This window comes from Vibrio nigripulchritudo (assembly GCF_027924785.1).
GTDB classification, from domain to species: domain Bacteria; phylum Pseudomonadota; class Gammaproteobacteria; order Enterobacterales; family Vibrionaceae; genus Vibrio; species Vibrio nigripulchritudo.
Map to the genome: position 1 here is coordinate 176285 of NZ_AP027049.1, position 18150 is coordinate 194434.

At 46.6% G+C, this 18150-nt stretch carries 13 protein-coding genes, 5 tRNA genes and 2 rRNA genes; 17 read left to right on the top strand and 3 right to left on the bottom strand.

The window, feature by feature from the left end; translation table 11 throughout:
* Positions 1-13: 13 nt before the first annotated feature.
* From QMG91_RS00840 to QMG91_RS00850, 3 genes are all read left to right on the top strand, one after another.
* Positions 14-2900 (top strand): 23S ribosomal RNA (locus tag QMG91_RS00840).
* A 92-nt stretch (positions 2901-2992) separates the two neighbouring features.
* Positions 2993-3108: ribosomal RNA gene (gene rrf / locus QMG91_RS00845) — 5S ribosomal RNA — on the top strand.
* Positions 3109-3182: 74 nt separating this feature from the next.
* A tRNA-Ser gene (locus QMG91_RS00850) sits at positions 3183-3273 on the top strand.
* A 160-nt stretch (positions 3274-3433) separates the two neighbouring features.
* Here QMG91_RS00850 and pssA read toward each other — a convergent pair.
* Positions 3434-4774, bottom strand: coding sequence for a CDP-diacylglycerol--serine O-phosphatidyltransferase (gene pssA / locus QMG91_RS00855; RefSeq protein ID WP_281828233.1), 1341 nt, complete (start codon positions 4772-4774; stop codon positions 3434-3436).
* A 101-nt stretch (positions 4775-4875) separates the two neighbouring features.
* A complete protein-coding gene (locus QMG91_RS00860; RefSeq protein ID WP_022592383.1) occupies positions 4876-5301 on the bottom strand; it encodes a GNAT family N-acetyltransferase in 426 nt (141 codons plus the stop codon).
* A gap of 66 nt (positions 5302-5367) precedes the next feature.
* Between QMG91_RS00860 and murB the strand changes: the two genes are divergently transcribed.
* Together murB and birA are read left to right on the top strand one after the other, a co-directional pair.
* Positions 5368-6420: a UDP-N-acetylmuramate dehydrogenase gene (gene murB / locus QMG91_RS00865; protein ID WP_281828236.1), complete on the top strand. Its 1053-nt coding sequence runs from the start codon at positions 5368-5370 to the stop codon at positions 6418-6420.
* Positions 6410-7372: a bifunctional biotin--[acetyl-CoA-carboxylase] ligase/biotin operon repressor BirA gene (gene birA / locus QMG91_RS00870; RefSeq protein ID WP_281828238.1), complete on the top strand. Its 963-nt coding sequence runs from the start codon at positions 6410-6412 to the stop codon at positions 7370-7372. The genes murB and birA overlap by 11 nt, the downstream gene beginning before the upstream one ends.
* Position 7373: 1 nt before the next feature.
* Here the strand turns inward: birA and coaA are convergent, their stop codons facing one another.
* Positions 7374-8297: a type I pantothenate kinase gene (coaA, locus tag QMG91_RS00875; protein ID WP_281828239.1), complete on the bottom strand. Its 924-nt coding sequence runs from the start codon at positions 8295-8297 to the stop codon at positions 7374-7376.
* 211 nt (positions 8298-8508) lie between these two features.
* Here coaA and QMG91_RS00880 point away from each other — a divergent pair.
* From QMG91_RS00880 to rpoB, 12 genes are all read left to right on the top strand, one after another.
* Positions 8509-8584: transfer RNA gene (locus QMG91_RS00880), tRNA-Thr, on the top strand.
* 44 nt (positions 8585-8628) lie between these two features.
* Positions 8629-8713, top strand: a tRNA-Tyr gene (locus QMG91_RS00885).
* Between the two features lie 35 nt (positions 8714-8748).
* Positions 8749-8823: transfer RNA gene (locus QMG91_RS00890), tRNA-Gly, on the top strand.
* Between the two features lie 13 nt (positions 8824-8836).
* Positions 8837-8912 (top strand) — tRNA-Thr (locus QMG91_RS00895).
* 93 nt (positions 8913-9005) lie between these two features.
* Positions 9006-10190 (top strand): elongation factor Tu, encoded by a 1185-nt coding sequence (gene tuf / locus QMG91_RS00900; RefSeq protein ID WP_022551812.1) that lies wholly within the window; start codon positions 9006-9008, stop codon positions 10188-10190.
* A gap of 224 nt (positions 10191-10414) precedes the next feature.
* Complete coding sequence (secE, locus tag QMG91_RS00905; RefSeq protein WP_004402071.1) at positions 10415-10816, top strand: preprotein translocase subunit SecE; 402 nt, start codon at positions 10415-10417, stop codon at positions 10814-10816.
* A 12-nt stretch (positions 10817-10828) separates the two neighbouring features.
* A complete protein-coding gene (nusG, locus tag QMG91_RS00910; protein ID WP_004402070.1) occupies positions 10829-11377 on the top strand; it encodes a transcription termination/antitermination protein NusG in 549 nt (182 codons plus the stop codon).
* A gap of 143 nt (positions 11378-11520) precedes the next feature.
* On the top strand, positions 11521-11949 hold the full coding sequence (gene rplK, locus QMG91_RS00915) for a 50S ribosomal protein L11 (protein ID WP_004402069.1): 429 nt from the start codon (positions 11521-11523) through the stop codon (positions 11947-11949).
* 4 nt (positions 11950-11953) lie between these two features.
* Positions 11954-12658 carry a 50S ribosomal protein L1 gene (gene rplA / locus QMG91_RS00920; RefSeq protein WP_004402068.1) on the top strand — a complete coding sequence of 235 codons (705 nt, stop codon included), beginning with the start codon at positions 11954-11956 and terminating at the stop codon, positions 12656-12658.
* A gap of 268 nt (positions 12659-12926) precedes the next feature.
* Positions 12927-13418 (top strand): 50S ribosomal protein L10, encoded by a 492-nt coding sequence (rplJ, locus tag QMG91_RS00925; protein ID WP_004402067.1) that lies wholly within the window; start codon positions 12927-12929, stop codon positions 13416-13418.
* 57 nt (positions 13419-13475) lie between these two features.
* Positions 13476-13844: a 50S ribosomal protein L7/L12 gene (rplL, locus tag QMG91_RS00930; RefSeq protein ID WP_004402066.1), complete on the top strand. Its 369-nt coding sequence runs from the start codon at positions 13476-13478 to the stop codon at positions 13842-13844.
* A gap of 249 nt (positions 13845-14093) precedes the next feature.
* Positions 14094-18122 carry a DNA-directed RNA polymerase subunit beta gene (rpoB, locus tag QMG91_RS00935; protein ID WP_004402065.1) on the top strand — a complete coding sequence of 1343 codons (4029 nt, stop codon included), beginning with the start codon at positions 14094-14096 and terminating at the stop codon, positions 18120-18122.
* Positions 18123-18150 lie beyond the last annotated feature (28 nt).

Below are 18150 nucleotides of genomic sequence, written 5' to 3' on the forward strand. Positions count from 1 at the left end.
CTTGGGGTTGTATGGTTAAGTGACTAAGCGTACACGGTGGATGCCTTGGCAGTCAGAGGCGATGAAGGACGTACTAACTTGCGATAAGCCCAGATAAGACAGTAAGAGTCATTTGAGTCTGGGATTTCCGAATGGGGAAACCCACTTACATAAGTAAGTATTGCTGAGTGAATACATAGCTCAGTGAAGCGAACTCGGGGAACTGAAACATCTAAGTACCCGAAGGAAGAGAAATCAACCGAGATTCCGAAAGTAGCGGCGAGCGAAATTGGACTAGCCCTTAAGCTTTTTATGCGTCAGGTGAAGCTTCTGGAAAGGAGCGCGATACAGGGTGATAGCCCCGTAACCGACAGCGGATTTAAAGTGAAATCGAGTAAGGCGGGACACGTGATATCCTGTCTGAATATGGGGGGACCATCCTCCAAGGCTAAATACTACTGACTGACCGATAGTGAACCAGTACCGTGAGGGAAAGGCGAAAAGAACCCCTGTGAGGGGAGTGAAATAGAACCTGAAACCGTGTACGTACAAGCAGTAGGAGCCCTTCGGGGTGACTGCGTACCTTTTGTATAATGGGTCAGCGACTTATATTCAGTGGCAAGGTTAACCATCTAGGGGAGCCGTAGGGAAACCGAGTCTTAACTGGGCGCTCAGTCTCTGGATATAGACCCGAAACCAGGTGATCTAGCCATGGGCAGGTTGAAGGTTGAGTAACATCAACTGGAGGACCGAACCGACTAATGTTGAAAAATTAGCGGATGACTTGTGGCTAGGGGTGAAAGTACCAATCAAACCTGGAGATAGCTGGTTCTCCCCGAAAGCTATTTAGGTAGCGCCTCGGACGAATACTACTGGGGGTAGAGCACTGTTAAGGCTAGGGGGTCATCCCGACTTACCAACCCTTTGCAAACTCCGAATACCAGTAAGTACTATCCGGGAGACACACGGCGGGTGCTAACGTCCGTCGTGGAGAGGGAAACAACCCAGACCGCCAGCTAAGGTCCCAAAGTATTGCTAAGTGGGAAACGATGTGGGAAGGCTCAGACAGCCAGGATGTTGGCTTAGAAGCAGCCATCATTTAAAGAAAGCGTAATAGCTCACTGGTCGAGTCTAGCCTGCGCGGAAGATGTAACGGGGCTAAGCAATACACCGAAGCTGCGGCTGCATACTTTGTATGCGGGGTAGGGGAGCGTTCTGTAAGCCGTTGAAGGTGGTCTGTAAGGGCTGCTGGAGGTATCAGAAGTGCGAATGCTGACATGAGTAACGATAAAGGGAGTGAAAAACTCCCTCGCCGGAAGACCAAGGGTTCCTGTCCAACGTTAATCGGGGCAGGGTAAGTCGACCCCTAAGGCGAGGCTGAAAAGCGTAGTCGATGGGAAACGGGTTAATATTCCCGTACTTCTTACAATTGCGATGGGGGGCGGAGAAGGCTAGGTGGGCCTGGCGACGGTTGTCCAGGTTCAAGTGCGTAGGCTTGAGAGTTAGGTAAATCCGGCTCTCTTTAAGGCTGAGACACGATGTCGAGTCACTACGGTGATGAAGTCATTGATGCCATGCTTCCAGGAAAAGCCTCTAAGCTTCAGATTGTAAGGAATCGTACCCCAAACCGACACAGGTGGTCGGGTAGAGAATACCAAGGCGCTTGAGAGAACTCGGGTGAAGGAACTAGGCAAAATGGTACCGTAACTTCGGGAGAAGGTACGCTCTTATCGGTGAAGTCCCTCGCGGATGGAGCTGACGAGAGTCGCAGATACCAGGTGGCTGCAACTGTTTATTAAAAACACAGCACTGTGCAAAATCGTAAGATGACGTATACGGTGTGACGCCTGCCCGGTGCCGGAAGGTTAATTGATGGGGTTAGTCTTTGGACGAAGCTCTTGATCGAAGCCCCGGTAAACGGCGGCCGTAACTATAACGGTCCTAAGGTAGCGAAATTCCTTGTCGGGTAAGTTCCGACCTGCACGAATGGCGTAATGATACCACGCTGTCTCCACCCGAGACTCAGTGAAATTGAAATCGCTGTGAAGATGCAGTGTACCCGCGGCGGAGACGGAAAGACCCCGTGAACCTTTACTACAGCTTGGCACTGAACATTGAACCTACATGTGTAGGATAGGTGGGAGGCTTTGAAACGCAGTCGCCAGATTGCGTGGAGCCGTCCTTGAAATACCACCCTTGTAGCTTTGATGTTCTAACTTGGCTCCATTATCGGGAGTGAGGACAGTGCCTGGTGGGTAGTTTGACTGGGGCGGTCTCCTCCCAAAGCGTAACGGAGGAGCACGAAGGTGGGCTAAACACGGTTGGACATCGTGTGGTTAGTGCAATGGCATAAGCCCGCTTGACTGCGAGAATGACAATTCGAGCAGGTGCGAAAGCAGGTCATAGTGATCCGGTGGTTCTGAATGGAAGGGCCATCGCTCAACGGATAAAAGGTACTCCGGGGATAACAGGCTGATACCGCCCAAGAGTTCATATCGACGGCGGTGTTTGGCACCTCGATGTCGGCTCATCACATCCTGGGGCTGAAGTCGGTCCCAAGGGTATGGCTGTTCGCCATTTAAAGTGGTACGCGAGCTGGGTTTAGAACGTCGTGAGACAGTTCGGTCCCTATCTGCCGTGGGCGTTGGAAGATTGAAGGGGGCTGCTCCTAGTACGAGAGGACCGGAGTGGACGAACCTCTGGTGTTCGGGTTGTCATGCCAATGGCATTGCCCGGTAGCTAAGTTCGGAATCGATAACCGCTGAAAGCATCTAAGCGGGAAGCGAGCCCTGAGATGAGTCTTCCCTGATACTTTAAGTATCCTAAAGGGTTGTTCGAGACCAGAACGTTGATAGGCAGGGTGTGTAAGCGTTGTGAGGCGTTGAGCTAATCTGTACTAATTGCCCGTGAGGCTTAACCATACAACACCCAAGGGGTTTTGTGGGCTCAGATAAGAACATTGAATGTGTAGAAATAGAACTTAAAAAAACAGCTTTCCAGATTAAAGAATTTGCTTGGCGACCATAGCGTTGTGGACCCACCTGATTCCATGCCGAACTCAGAAGTGAAACGCAATAGCGCCGATGGTAGTGTGGGGTTTCCCCATGTGAGAGTAGGACATCGCCAGGCTTGATTTCTTGCCTTAGAAGGCAAAACTAAAAATTAGCATCGTAATATAAGACTAAGTTTTAGTAACAATTTGTGGAGAGATGGCTGAGTGGTTGAAAGCACCGGTCTTGAAAACCGGCATACGTTAATAGCGTATCTAGGGTTCAAATCCCTATCTCTCCGCCACTATAAAGAAGCCCGCTGATTTCAGCGGGCTTTCTTGTTTTTACGTAAGTTTAAATTACCTCTTTTGGTACTTTTGCTAGGTAGCCGTAATTATTGAAGGTTGCTGGAGCGCAGACAGATTCAGGTATAAAAAAGCCCAGCTTCACGCTGGGCTTTTTTATTAAAGGATTTGTTTGAGTATCTTATCTGCACTAACTCTCGTGATTTTACGGATAAGCTTCTGCACTTCGGAAGGGTAATTTTCTATCTTGTCCAATTGACGATAAGTACAAATCAATTCTGTGTGTTCAAGAATGTTTTCCACTTCCTGATCAAATTTAGCGGTTAAGTGGCTAAAGTGATCCTGAATCAAAATGGCATTCTCTAGATCCAGTTTCCAAGCTCTTGGGTTTAAGTTGTTGCCAGTGATAAGCATATAGCGCTTGTCTACCCAGATGCCTTTCAAGTGATAGCTGTTGGAATCGTGTTTCCAAACTCGAATGTTCAGCTTTCGGCTTGCTATATGAGCTTCGTTTACCTTAGCAAAGCGGCGCAAGTTCATTTCATAAAGGTAAGGAAGACCTGCTATGGTCTTAAACTCTTCTTCCGGCGGAATATAGAAATCATTTGCTGTCTTATCACCAACAACTATGGTGACCTTTACTCCACGCTTAATCGCTTTCTTTATCTGCCTTGCTAGGCTTTTAGGGAAGTTAAAGTAAGGAGTACAAATAAAGACTTCATCTTTCGCCTGAGCGACCAGATGGTTAATACACTGGTTGAGTTTGTTACGACGCTTACCCACTCCGACTAGCGGTGTCACAGCAACATGTTCAGAATCAACATTTTGATGGCTGAACTCGTACTGGCTCTGTGCAAGAGACGAACGCAGTTGACGAATGGCTGGCTTTATATCTTTCGTTGTTGGCTTTTGGGTACAAGCCAGGTTGTTGACGGCTGGGTGTTGAATCATCGAATTTTCGATGTAGCTCACCATACAGTTTGCTAGATATTCGTTATTGAGAACGTGGTAGCGGTCAAATCGATATCTGTCTTTAAAGTTGAGATAGATATTGTTGAGGCTAGCTCCGCTGTAGATGACAGAGTTATCTATGATGAATCCTTTCAAGTGAAGGACACCAAATACTTCTCTACCGCGAACAGGGACTCCGTATACAGGAATGGTTTCTTCGAATTGTTCCGCAAACTTTTTATAAAGGGCGGCGTTGCCTTCAGAGGCTTCGGCACCAATAAGCCCTCTTTGAGCGCGGTGCCAGTCAACACATATCTTGACGTCTAGCTCGGGGTTCTTTTGTTTGGCTTTATATAAAGCCGTCAGAATTTCTCTACCCGCGTCATCATCTTCTAGGTAGAGAGCGACAATATAGATACGCTGCGTCGCTTGTTCAATCGCACTTAACAGGTGTTCACGAAACGCTTTTGCTGAATACAGAACATCAAAAGAATCTGGATCTTGCGCAATGGTTGGAAGTGTCTTAATTAGATTCCTAGTTGCGATCATGTGAGAGGTATTACCTTCTGTAAATGATTGATGGCTAATCGTCCATTTTACCAAAAGTCGGACCACCTTGACCAGACAACCTGGTGATCTGGTAAATAATGTTACACGTTATATTTCATAGCTTTGAGTTTTTTACCGCTATTACTATAACGAGTAAACAAACTTTTTAGTGAACCGGGAAGTGCTTCTGTTGAAACCGTAACGAATCCGTGACTTTGGTAGAAGTTTTCCAAATGCTCGTAAGCAAAGCAGTAGTCACTTGGTTCCAATACATTATTTCTACAATGTTCCATGAGCATACTACCGAAGCCCTTCTTGCGATGCTCTGTGGCGATGACCATCCCAGTTAATAACCGAAAATCCTCGATGGTTCTAAACCGAACAGCCGCTATCATATTTCCACTTAAGTACCCGACTAGCGTGAGTTCGTCGGATTTAGGCTTAGCTGAAGAATAATGTTGCTTGTATAGGCGCTTAACCAAAGGTAATTGAATCGGGTCCAGAATTTTGACTTCTAGCTCACTCATTCGTCACTGCGCTCTCTGAATAGTTAAGGTAAAATGCGAAACAGCCGAATTTTACCTCTAAATACTATGCAGATATACCAAAACCAAAGCCTTAAACCGTTTCATACTTTTGGTCTGGAAGTACATTGCCAGCATATGGTCAAAATTACTTCTCTTAGTGATCTTCGAAACTCGCTTAACCACCCGGAATTGAAACCATTATCCAAGCTAATGCTGGGAAAAGGCAGCAATGTCTTGTTTACCGAAGATTTCAGCGGCGTTGTTCTTCTTAACCAGCTAATGGGGAAATCTGTTACTGAAAGCGAAGAGTACTTTCACCTACACGTTAGTGGTGGAGAAGATTGGCCACAATTTGTCGAGTGGACGCTGGAGCAAGGCTATTCAGGTCTGGAAAATCTGGCGTTGATCCCTGGTTGTGTTGGTTCTGCACCTATTCAAAACATAGGTGCTTATGGTGTCGAATTGAAAGATGTCTGCGAGTATGTGGATTACTACTGTCACGAGTCTGGCTCGGTTATCCGCCTAAGTAACGAAGAATGTCAGTTTGGTTATCGGGATTCCGTGTTTAAGAAAAACTTGAAAGATAAAGCGACGGTGGTTGCTGTAGGGTTTCTCTTAAAAAAGGATTGGAAACCTAATGTGGAATACGGTCCTTTGAAAGCGCTTGATACCGGAAGTAGAACAGCAAGAAAGATATTTGAACGAGTGTGCGATATTCGTCGCTCCAAATTGCCAGACCCTGCTTTGTTGGGTAATGCTGGGAGTTTCTTTAAAAATCCTGTGATCTCTAAAGATCAGTTTGATCAGCTGCAAGCACTGTACCCAGAGATGGTGGGGTATAACGTCGGTGAACAAGTAAAAGTAGCGGCTGGCTGGTTAATCGATCAAGCCGGATTAAAGGGAACTAAGGTTGGTGGAGCTCAGGTTCACCCAGATCAAGCGCTGGTATTGGTCAACACCAATAGCGCCACACCCGTTGATATTCTTAAGCTCGCCGCTTTGGTCAGAGACAAAGTTCAAGAGAAGTATCAAATTCGTCTGGAGCATGAAGTCCGATTTATTGGTAGTCATAAAGAAACCAACTTAACAGAGTGTCTGGAGAAGCTGCATGAAAGTTGATTCCGTGAAATACAACATCATCAAGCAATTGGCTGATGGCGAGTTTCATTCTGGTGAAGCTCTGGGCGAGAAGTTTGGTATTTCAAGAGCGGCGATAAGTAAACATATCAAGAGCATCCAAGAGCTTGGGTTAGACGTTTACAGCGTTCAGAGGAAAGGCTATCGGCTGCCTTCACCTCTATCATTGCTGGATGAAGCATTGCTCAGCAGTGGTTCCCAGCGCTCGCTGAAAGTATTCCCAGTTATTGGGTCGACAAACCAATATCTGCTTGAACGAACACATGAACTTAATAGTGGTGATGCTTGTCTGGCTGAATATCAAAGTCAGGGGAGAGGTCGAAGAGGTCGTCAGTGGGTCTCTCCTTTTGGCAGTAACCTTTATGTCTCTATGTTCTGGCGGCTGGAAGCGGGCATGGCTGCAGCCATGGGGCTGAGCTTAGTGGTTGGCGTTTCTGTGGTGGAGGCTTTTGAGTCATTGGGCATTCATGGCGTGAAGCTCAAGTGGCCGAATGATCTTTACTATCAGGACAAAAAGCTCGCGGGTATTCTGGTCGAAATTTCGGGTCAGGCTGGTGCCGCTGCAAACCTGGTGATTGGCATGGGGCTTAATATTGCAATGCCAGATTCTACAGAAAATATCACTCAACCGTGGACCTCTCTTGGTCAGATTCTCCCGAATGACCACATAGATAGGAATGCTCTTGCATCGGCCATTCTTATCGCCTGGGAGCGATCGCTCAATGACTATGAAGTGAATGGGATGAAAGGCTTTGTTGAACGATGGAACCGATTAGATAACTTTCTGGATCGTCCGGTTAAACTGATAATGGGACCAAGAGAGTTAAAAGGTATCGCCAAAGGTATTGATGAGCAAGGTGGCATTCTTATTGAAACTGAAAACGGTGTAGAAACTTTTATTGGCGGAGAAATCTCATTGAGAGGCGCGGGATAAGCTATTTTCGAAGCAGAACTTTTTCCACCATGTGATTTTCACCTTTTTGCAAAATGAGCTGGGCACGTTCACGGGTAGGTAAAATGTTCTGCTCTAGGTTTTTACCATTGATGGTTTGCCAGATACTCTTGGCTTTATCAAGAGCTTCATCTTGAGACAACTTGGTGTAGTGTCCGAAGTAAGAGCCAGGCTTGGTGAAAGCACCCTGGCGGAATTTCATAAAGCGCTCAACATACCAGGTCTGAATCATCTCAGGTGTAGCATCTACAAATAGAGAAAAATCCAAAAAGTCTGAGATAAACACTCGATGCGGGTCGTGAGGGTAATCCATGCCGCTTTGCAGCACGTTAAGCCCTTCAATGATCAACACGTCGGGTAGGTCGACTACTTTCTCTTCTTTAGTAATGTCATAAGTGAGGTGTGAATATACCGGTGCTTTGACATTGCGCTTGCAAGCTTTTACATCAGAAACAAACTGAACCAGCTTCTTCATATCATAAGATTCTGGAAACCCTTTCTTCTGCATTAACCCACTTTCATTTAACACCTTATTTGGGTAAAGAAACCCATCAGTGGTGATCAGCTCAACTTTAGGGTGGTTTTCCCAACGGGAGAGAAGTGCTTTGAGAAGTCTGGCCGTGGTGCTTTTCCCTACTGCAACACTCCCAGCAATACCAATGACAAATGGTGGCGCGTGCTCTTTTTGATGAAGAAAGCGATGCAATACTGAGTTGCGGCTTTGTCTTGCCTCAACATAAAGATTCAGCAAGCGAGACAGGGGTAAGTAGATTTCTACCGCCTCTTTCATTGTCAGGCTTTCATTAATACCCTGAAGCTCCTTCAAATCTTCTTCCGATAACGTCATTGGCACAGAGTTGCGCAACTCTGACCATTGTTGACGATTAAAAGACATGTAAGGGCTCATAACGTATTCAGAATCCATAAAAATCTGGGAGAGTGACAATACACTATGCTAGGCGAGATGCAAACGATTTGGATGCCAATAATTGAGCGTCAGTCATGAAAATCTGACGAATTTGTGCGCAATTAACCTCAAGTTAAGGGAAATTTGCATTTTTTTTCAATTTTCTATTGCAAGGTACAAAATCATTCAATAGAATTCGCTCCACTCGTGTGCCGACTTAGCTCAGTAGGTAGAGCAACTGACTTGTAATCAGTAGGTCACCAGTTCGATTCCGGTAGTCGGCACCACTTTCTCCCTCTTGATTAGAGCGAGAGAAAGTTTTTAAAAATTTGGAGGGGTTCCCGAGTGGCCAAAGGGAGCAGACTGTAAATCTGCCGGCACTGCCTTCGATGGTTCGAATCCGTCCCCCTCCACCATATTCCTAAGGAAATAGCTCACAGAGTTACGTGTTGCGGGCATCGTATAATGGCTATTACCTCAGCCTTCCAAGCTGATGATGCGGGTTCGATTCCCGCTGCCCGCTCCAACTCATATAAAGTGCTGATATAGCTCAGTCGGTAGAGCGCACCCTTGGTAAGGGTGAGGTCGGCGGTTCAAATCCGCCTATCAGCACCAGCTCTGAAGCCATTTCCTTTTGTAATACAATCACCATTATTTTGGTTGCGTGGTCATCAAAGCCACCTAAATCCGTACCTTGAGGGACACTCCATGTCTAAAGAAAAATTTGAACGTACGAAACCGCACGTAAACGTTGGTACTATCGGCCACGTTGACCACGGTAAAACAACTCTAACTGCTGCAATCTGTACTACTCTAGCTAAAGTGTACGGCGGTGAAGCGAAAGACTTCGCATCTATCGATAACGCTCCAGAAGAGCGTGAGCGTGGTATCACAATCGCAACGTCTCACGTTGAGTACGACACTCCATCACGTCACTACGCACACGTAGACTGCCCAGGACACGCTGACTATGTTAAAAACATGATCACAGGTGCTGCGCAAATGGACGGTGGTATCCTAGTTGTAGCTGCGACTGATGGCCCAATGCCTCAAACTCGTGAGCACATCCTACTAGGCCGTCAGGTTGGTATCCCATACATCATCGTATTCATGAACAAGTGTGACATGGTTGACGATGAAGAGCTTCTAGAGCTAGTAGAAATGGAAGTTCGTGAACTTCTTTCTGAGTACGAATTCCCAGGTGATGACCTACCAGTAATCCAAGGTTCAGCTCTTGGCGCTCTAAACGGCGAGAAGCAGTGGGAAGACAAGATTGTTGAGCTTGCAGAAGCACTAGATTCTTACATCCCAGAGCCAGAGCGTGCTGTAGACCAGCCGTTCCTACTACCGATTGAAGACGTATTCTCAATCCAGGGTCGTGGTACAGTAGTAACAGGTCGTATCGAGCGTGGTATCCTAACAGTAGGTGACGACGTAGAGATCGTAGGTATCAAAGAAACGACAACTACTACATGTACTGGTGTAGAGATGTTCCGTAAGCTTCTAGACGAAGGTCGTGCGGGTGAGAACGTTGGTGCACTTCTACGTGGTACTAAGCGTGATGAAGTAGAGCGTGGTCAAGTACTGGCTGCACCTGGTTCAATCAACCCACACACTAAGTTCGAATCAGAAGTATACGTACTGTCTAAAGATGAAGGTGGTCGTCACACTCCATTCTTCAAAGGTTACCGTCCACAGTTCTACTTCCGTACAACTGACGTAACTGGTGACATCCAGCTTCCAGAAGGCGTTGAAATGGTAATGCCTGGCGACAACGTACAAATGACTGTTACTCTAATCGCTCCAATCGCGATGGACGAAGGTCTACGTTTCGCAATCCGTGAAGGTGGCCGTACAGTAGGTGCTGGTGTTGTTGCGAAAATCTTTGATTAAGATTTGACGAACCACTAGTAAAAAGGGCATCATTTGATGCCCTTTTTCTGCGCTAAAAAAAGAGATGAATGACAAGGCTTGTCATTTATTGCTCAAAGCAAAGAATTTTGTGAAAAAGATCTCATCTTTTTCCTTGTATGCGTTGGGTTCCAATGCGATGGAATGTGCCCTGCAACAGCGGGGTTGTTGTCGTCTATATTTAAGACTTGTCACAGGTTGGTTTTATGAAAGCAAACGCTGAAACTCCTGATAGCTCCAATGCAGCAGATACATTTAAGTGGATTGTCGCTGTTATTCTGCTTGCCGCTGCTGTTGTAGGAAATGCTGTTCTGGGTGGTGGTAAAGAGTTCACAGTTTATGAGCTAAACGTAGTGTTCCGTGCAGCAGGTGCCATTGTGCTTGTGGGTGCTGCACTGGCAATTGCCGCTACTACAGGTAAAGGTAAAGCAGCAATCACTTTTGCAAACGAAGCAAAAGTAGAAGTTCGCAAGGTAGTTTGGCCTACTCGCCAAGAGACCATGCAGACAACATTGATTGTGTTAGCAGTTAGTATAGTTATGGCTCTAGCGCTTTGGGGTATCGACGGCATTATGGTTCGTCTGGTTGCTCTAGCGACTGGGGTGTGAGGGTTTTAATACATGAGTGAAGCTCCTAAAAAACGCTGGTATGTGGTTCAAGCCTTCTCTGGATTTGAAGGTCGTGTGGCTCAGTCTCTTCGTGAGCACATCAAAATGCACGACATGGAAGAACTTTTTGGTGAAGTTCTTGTTCCAACAGAAGAAGTTGTTGAAATGCGTGCAGGTCAACGCCGCAAGAGCGAGCGTAAATTCTTCCCAGGCTATGTTCTGGTTCAGATGATCATGAACGATGAATCATGGCACCTAGTGCGCAGTGTGCCGCGTGTCATGGGCTTCATTGGTGGTACCTCTGATCGTCCTGCTCCGATTTCTGACAAAGAAGCGGATGCAATTCTTAACCGTCTAGAGAAAGCGAGCGAAGCTCCACGTCCTAAGACAATGTTTGAAGCGGGTGAAGTGGTTCGTGTTAACGAAGGACCATTTGCTGACTTCAACGGTACGGTTGAGGAAGTGGACTACGAGAAGAGCCGTATAAAAGTGTCTGTATCGATCTTTGGTCGTGCAACACCGGTTGAACTCGAGTTCGGTCAAGTGGATAAGCTTGATTAAAAAAACACCTTCTCTAGGGTTGTGAAAGGCGCGAATTATGATTATAATTTCGCGCCTTTTTACTTCTATGGAAGTGAAAAGTTTGTATCTAACGGGGAGCTTACCAGCAGGTTGGCGTTTGTACCCAAAACTTAGGAAATATCATGGCTAAGAAAGTTGAAGCTTATATCAAGCTGCAAGTTGCAGCGGGTATGGCAAACCCAAGTCCACCAGTTGGTCCTGCTCTAGGTCAACACGGTGTGAACATCATGGAATTCTGTAAAGCGTTCAACGCGAAAACAGAATCTGTAGAAAAAGGTCTACCGATCCCAGTTGTTATCACAGTATACAACGACCGTTCTTTCACTTTTGAAACTAAGACTCCGCCAGCGGCAGTTCTTCTTAAGAAGGCAGCAGGTGTTAAGTCTGGTTCTGGTCGTCCAAACACTGAAAAAGTGGGTACTGTTACTGACGCTCAGCTGCAAGAGATCGCAGAAACTAAAGCTGCAGACATGACTGGCGCTGACATCGAAGCGATGAAGCGTTCTATCGCAGGTACTGCTCGTTCAATGGGCCTAGTGGTAGAGGGTTAATATCATGGCAAAACTTACTAAGCGTATGCGCGTAATCCGCGAAAAAGTTGACGTAACTAAAGAATACGAAATCAACGAAGCTGTTGCTCTTCTTCAAGAACTAGCGACTGCTAAATTCGTTGAGTCTGTAGATGTTGCTGTTAACCTAGGCATCGATGCTCGTAAATCTGACCAGAACGTACGTGGTGCAACTGTACTACCTCACGGTACTGGCCGCGAAATCCGCGTTGCAGTGTTCACTCAAGGTGCAAACGCTGAAGCAGCTAAAGAAGCTGGCGCAGACATCGTAGGTATGGAAGATCTTGCTGAGCAAGTTAAGAAAGGCGAAATGAACTTCGACGTAGTTGTTGCTTCTCCAGATGCAATGCGTGTTGTTGGTCAACTAGGTACTATCCTAGGTCCTCGTGGTCTTATGCCAAACCCGAAAGTTGGTACTGTAACTCCTAACGTTGCTGAAGCGGTTAAGAACGCTAAAGCTGGCCAGGTTCGTTACCGTAACGACAAGAACGGTATCATCCACACTACTATCGGCAAAGCTAACTTCTCTGCTGAGCAAATCAAAGAGAACCTAGAGTCTCTTCTAATTGCTCTTAAGAAAGCTAAGCCATCTTCAGCGAAAGGTACTTTCCTGAAGAAAGTAAGCATCTCTACTACAATGGGTGCTGGTGTTTCTGTTGATCAGGCTAGCCTGAACACTCAAACAGCATAATAAATTTGATTAGGCGTGAAATTTGTGTATAATTTCGCGCCTAATATTTGTGGTTGGGACTAAGTTTCTCCTTTCGAGAAGATACTCAGTCTCCGTCCAAGACCGTAGGCGTCTGCATTAGTAGACTTAATGAAACCTACGTAGACGGTGTCCGAACCTAAAGAAAGCTGACTTATTAATAGATAGCCTTTCTTCTGGAACTGCACCGTTTTAACTCTCACATTATTTTAGTGTGAGTGGTGTAACGACAACCAGGAGTTAATCCAAGATGGCTTTAAATCTTCAAGACAAAAAAGCAATTGTTGCTGAAGTCAACGAAGCTGCCAGTGGTGCACTTTCTGCAGTTGTAGCTGATTCTCGTGGCGTTAATGTTGGCGCGATGACTTCTCTACGTAAACAAGCTCGTGAAGCTGGCGTTTACATGAAAGTCGTGCGTAACACACTAGCACGCCGTGCGGTTCAGGGTACTGATTACGAGTGTCTAACTGACACTTTCACTGGTCCTACTCTGATCGCGTTCTCTAACGAGCACCCAGGTGCTGCAGCGCGTCTTTTCAAAGACTTCGCTAAAGAGAACGACAACTTCGAGATCAAAGCTGCTGCATTTGAAGGCGCAGTAACTGACGCTGAAGTACTAGCAACACTACCAACTTACGACGAAGCAATTGCACGCCTAATGATGTGCATGAAAGAAGCTTCTGCTGGCAAGCTGGTACGTACTATCGCTGCTATCCGCGATCAAAAAGAAGAAGCAGCTTAAGGCTTGCTTTTTACTGGTTGCAAAATAAACTTATTGTTGACTTAAAAGAGAATTGTTATGTCTATTACTAACGAGCAAATCCTAGACGCAGTTGCAGAAATGTCTGTAATGCAAGTTGTTGAGCTTATCGAAGCTATGGAAGAAAAATTCGGCGTATCTGCTGCAGCTGCTGTTGTAGCTGGCGGTGCTGCTGGTGGCGAAGCTGCTGCTGAGCAAACTGAATTTGACGTAATCCTAACTGCTGCTGGCGGTAACAAAGTTGCTGTAATCAAAGCAGTACGTGGCGCTACAGGTCTAGGTCTGAAAGAAGCTAAAGCTCTAGTTGACGGCGCTCCAGCACCTCTGAAAGAAGGTATCGAGAAAGACGAAGCTGAAGCTCTTAAAGCTCAACTAGAAGAAGCTGGTGCTTCTGTTGAAGTTAAGTAATTATTACTTAATTTCTTAGCCGACAGGCTAATGGCTGGTGGTTTAATAACCACCGGCCTTTTTGCGCTGTAGGGTATAGGCGAATTTTCCTGCTGTTTAAGCGCCTCTATCCATGCAAAAAAACGAATCAGCAACCTTGCTGCTTCGTTCTACAGTAAACAGTTGTTTAGTCACTGTCCCTTACCCCTCCTTAAGTAACTAGGAACGGGCGGACAGTTTGGGTCACTTATCAGCGAGCTGAGGAACCCCATGGTTTACTCTTATACCGAGAAAAAGCGCATCCGTAAGGACTTTGGTACTCGTCCACAAGTTTTGGACATTCCATACCTGCTGTCGATCCAGCTCGATTCGTTCGACAAATTCATCGAACAGGATCCGGAAGGGCAATACGGTCTTGAAGCGGCTTTTCGTTCTGTATTTCCTATTCAGAGCTACAACGGCAACTCTGAGCTGCAATACGTTAGCTACCGTCTTGGTGAGCCAGTTTTTGACGTTAAAGAATGTCAAATCCGCGGTGTCACATACTCAAAACCTCTACGCGTAAAACTGCGCCTGGTTGTTTTTGATAAAGACGCACCGGCAGGTACTGTAAAAGACATTAAAGAACAAGAAGTCTACATGGGTGAAATTCCACTCATGACAGACAATGGTACCTTCGTAATTAATGGTACCGAGAGGGTTATCGTATCCCAGCTGCACCGAAGCCCAGGCGTGTTCTTCGACAGCGATAAGGGTAAGACCCACTCATCAGGTAAAGTTTTATACAACGCACGTGTTATTCCTTACCGTGGCTCATGGCTAGACTTTGAGTTCGACCCTAAGGATAACCTGTACGTACGTATCGACCGTCGTCGTAAGCTACCTGCTTCAATCATCCTTCGTGCACTAAACAAAACGACAGAAGAAATCCTAGATCTCTTCTTCGAGAAAGTGAACTTCGAAGTGAAAGATCAGACTCTACTTATGGAGCTGGTTCCAGATCGTCTGCGTGGTGAAACTGCGTCATTCGACATTGAAGCGAACGGTAAGACTTACGTTGAGACTGGTCGTCGTGTGACTGCACGTCACATCCGTCAACTTGAAAAAGACGGCGTTGAATTCATCGAAGTGCCAATCGAATACATCGTAGGCAAAGTTTCTTCGAAAGATTACATCAACGAAGCTACTGGCGAAATCATCGTTGGTGCTAACCAGGAAATCAGCCTGGAAGCACTGGCTAACCTGTCTCAAGCTGGTCATAAGAAGCTTGAAGTGCTGTTTACGAACGACCTGGATCACGGCCCGTTCATGTCTGATACTTTGCGTATCGACAGCACCACTGACCGTATCTCTGCGCTAGTAGAAATCTACCGCATGATGCGCCCAGGTGAGCCACCAACAAAAGAAGCTGCAGAAGCACTATTCGAAAGCCTATTCTTCGCTGAAGAACGTTACGACTTATCAACAGTTGGTCGTATGAAGTTCAACAGCTCTATCGAGCGCGAAGACGCTCTAGAGCAAGGCACACTTGATGAACTAGACATCATCGAAGTGATGAAGAAGCTTATCGCGATCCGTAACGGTAAAGGCGAAGTGGACGACATCGACCACCTTGGCAACCGTCGTATCCGTAGCGTAGGCGAAATGGCAGAAAACCAATTCCGTGTTGGTCTGGTACGTGTTGAGCGTGCGGTTAAAGAGCGCCTAAGCCTTGGCGACCTTGATGCAATCATGCCTCAAGACCTAATCAACGCGAAGCCAATTTCTGCAGCGGTTAAAGAATTCTTTGGTTCTTCACAGCTTTCACAATTCATGGACCAGAACAACCCACTTTCAGAAGTTACGCACAAGCGTCGTATTTCTGCATTAGGTCCAGGTGGTCTGACTCGTGAACGTGCTGGCTTCGAAGTACGTGACGTACACGTAACGCACTACGGTCGTCTATGTCCTATCGAAACGCCTGAAGGTCCAAACATCGGTCTGATCAACTCCCTGTCTGCGTTTGCGCGTTGTAACGAGTACGGTTTCCTAGAAACTCCGTACCGTCGTGTAGTAGATGGTGTTGTTACTGACGAAGTTGATTACCTATCTGCTATTCAAGAAGGTCAGTTCATCATCGCTCAGGCTAACTCTGGTCTAACAGAGGAAGGCACGTTCGTAGAAGAACTGGTTACTGCTCGTCAGAAAGGTGAATCTGGTCTGCACCCACGTGATCAAGTTGATTACATGGACGTTGCAACAAACCAGGTTGTATCTGTGGCAGCATCGCTTATCCCATTCCTAGAGCACGATGATGCGAACCGTGCATTGATGGGTGCGAACATGCAACGTCAGGCAGTTCCGACTCTGCGTGCTGACAAGCCTCTTGTAGGTACTGGTATCGAGCGTAACGTTGCAGTTGACTCCGGTGTAACAGCGGTTGCTAAACGCGGCGGTGTTATCCAGTCTGTTGACGCATCGCGTATCGTTGTAAAAGTAAATGAAGACGAGCTGGTTCCAGGTGAAGCAGGCATCGACATTTACAACCTGACTAAGTACACGCGTTCTAACCAGAACACATGTATTAACCAGCGTCCAACTGTACTACCTGGTGAGCCAGTAGCACGTGGTGACGTTCTTGCTGATGGTCCTTCAACCGACCTTGGTGAGCTGGCACTTGGTCAGAACATGCGTATCGCGTTCATGCCTTGGAACGGTTACAACTTTGAGGATTCCATCCTTGTTTCTGAGCGTGTTGTTCAGGAAGACCGTTTCACGACTATCCACATCCAAGAGCTTTCTTGTGTGGCGCGTGACACTAAGCTGGGCTCTGAAGAGATCACAGCGGATATTCCAAACGTAGGTGAGTCTGCTCTGTCTAAACTGGACGAGTCAGGTATCGTTTACATCGGTGCTGAAGTGAAGGGTGGCGACATCCTTGTTGGTAAAGTTACGCCTAAGGGTGAAACTCAGCTAACGCCTGAAGAGAAGCTACTACGCGCTATCTTCGGTGAAAAAGCATCAGATGTTAAAGATACATCACTGCGTGTACCAAACTCTGTTTCGGGTACCATCATCGACGTTCAAGTCTTCACTCGCGATGGCGTAGAGAAAGACAAACGTGCGCTTGAAATCGAGCAAATGCAGCTGAAAGAAGCGAAGAAAGACCTAACTGAAGAATTCCAGATTCTGGAAGGTGGTCTACTTGCTCGTGTGAAAGCGGTATTGATTTCAGGTGGTTACTCTGAAGCGAAACTAGACACTATTGATCGTAAGAAGTGGCTAGAACAGTCTCTTGACGATGAGTCTCTACAAGGGCAGCTAGAGCAGCTAGCTGAGCAGTGGGACGAGCTGAAAGCAGACTTCGATAAGAAGTTTGAAACTAAGCGTCGTAAGATCACTCAAGGCGATGACCTTGCACCAGGTGTTCTGAAGATCGTTAAGGTTTACCTAGCAGTTAAGCGTCGCATCCAGCCGGGTGATAAGATGGCGGGTCGTCACGGTAACAAGGGTGTAATCTCTAAGATCAACCCTGTTGAAGACATGCCATACGATGAGAAGGGTGAACCTGTCGACATCGTACTTAACCCACTGGGTGTACCATCACGTATGAACATCGGTCAGATCCTAGAAGTACACATGGGTCTGGCAGCGAAAGGTGTGGGTGACAAGATCAACCAGATGCTGAAAGAACAGCAAGAACTGCACAAGTTCCGTAACTTCCTACAAGAAGTGTACGATCTGGGTGACACCCGTCAGAAAGTTGATGTTGCAGCACTGAGCGATGAAGAAGTTCGCACTTTGGTACAAAACCTACGTGGTGGTCTACCAATCGCGACACCTATCTTCGACGGTGCGCCAGAATCTTCCATCAAGGCTCTATTGAAACTAGGCGACCTACCAGAATCTGGTCAGCTACGTCTGTTTGATGGCCGTACTGGTGACGAGTTTGAGCGTCCTGTAACTGTTGGTTACATGTACATGCTGAAACTGAACCACCTAGTTGATGACAAGATGCACGCACGTTCAACCGGTTCTTACAGCCTGGTAACTCAGCAGCCACTTGGTGGTAAAGCTCAGTTCGGTGGTCAGCGTTTCGGTGAGATGGAAGTATGGGCACTGGAAGCATACGGTGCCGCTTACACTCTACAAGAAATGCTAACGGTGAAATCGGATGACGTGAACGGTCGTACTAAGATGTATAAAAACATCGTGGACGGCAACCACAGCATGGAACCTGGCATGCCAGAATCCTTCAACGTATTGTTGAAAGAGATCCGCTCGCTAGGTATCAACATCGAGCTAGAAGACGAAGAGTAATCCCACGGGATTATTGGTAGAAGGTGCT

What these genes read in the sequence shown, in the direction of transcription:
- pssA (WP_281828233.1), bottom strand. Translation starts at nt 4,774, where the DNA reads ATGATCGCAACTAGGAATCTAATTAAGACACTTCCAACCATTGCGCAA.
- QMG91_RS00860 (WP_022592383.1), bottom strand. Translation starts at nt 5,301, where the DNA reads ATGAGTGAGCTAGAAGTCAAAATTCTGGACCCGATTCAATTACCTTTG.
- murB (WP_281828236.1), top strand. Translation starts at nt 5,368, where the DNA reads ATGCAGATATACCAAAACCAAAGCCTTAAACCGTTTCATACTTTTGGT.
- birA (WP_281828238.1), top strand. Translation starts at nt 6,410, where the DNA reads ATGAAAGTTGATTCCGTGAAATACAACATCATCAAGCAATTGGCTGAT.
- coaA (WP_281828239.1), bottom strand. Translation starts at nt 8,297, where the DNA reads ATGAGCCCTTACATGTCTTTTAATCGTCAACAATGGTCAGAGTTGCGC.
- tuf (WP_022551812.1), top strand. Translation starts at nt 9,006, where the DNA reads ATGTCTAAAGAAAAATTTGAACGTACGAAACCGCACGTAAACGTTGGT.
- secE (WP_004402071.1), top strand. Translation starts at nt 10,415, where the DNA reads ATGAAAGCAAACGCTGAAACTCCTGATAGCTCCAATGCAGCAGATACA.
- nusG (WP_004402070.1), top strand. Translation starts at nt 10,829, where the DNA reads ATGAGTGAAGCTCCTAAAAAACGCTGGTATGTGGTTCAAGCCTTCTCT.
- rplK (WP_004402069.1), top strand. Translation starts at nt 11,521, where the DNA reads ATGGCTAAGAAAGTTGAAGCTTATATCAAGCTGCAAGTTGCAGCGGGT.
- rplA (WP_004402068.1), top strand. Translation starts at nt 11,954, where the DNA reads ATGGCAAAACTTACTAAGCGTATGCGCGTAATCCGCGAAAAAGTTGAC.
- rplJ (WP_004402067.1), top strand. Translation starts at nt 12,927, where the DNA reads ATGGCTTTAAATCTTCAAGACAAAAAAGCAATTGTTGCTGAAGTCAAC.
- rplL (WP_004402066.1), top strand. Translation starts at nt 13,476, where the DNA reads ATGTCTATTACTAACGAGCAAATCCTAGACGCAGTTGCAGAAATGTCT.
- rpoB (WP_004402065.1), top strand. Translation starts at nt 14,094, where the DNA reads ATGGTTTACTCTTATACCGAGAAAAAGCGCATCCGTAAGGACTTTGGT.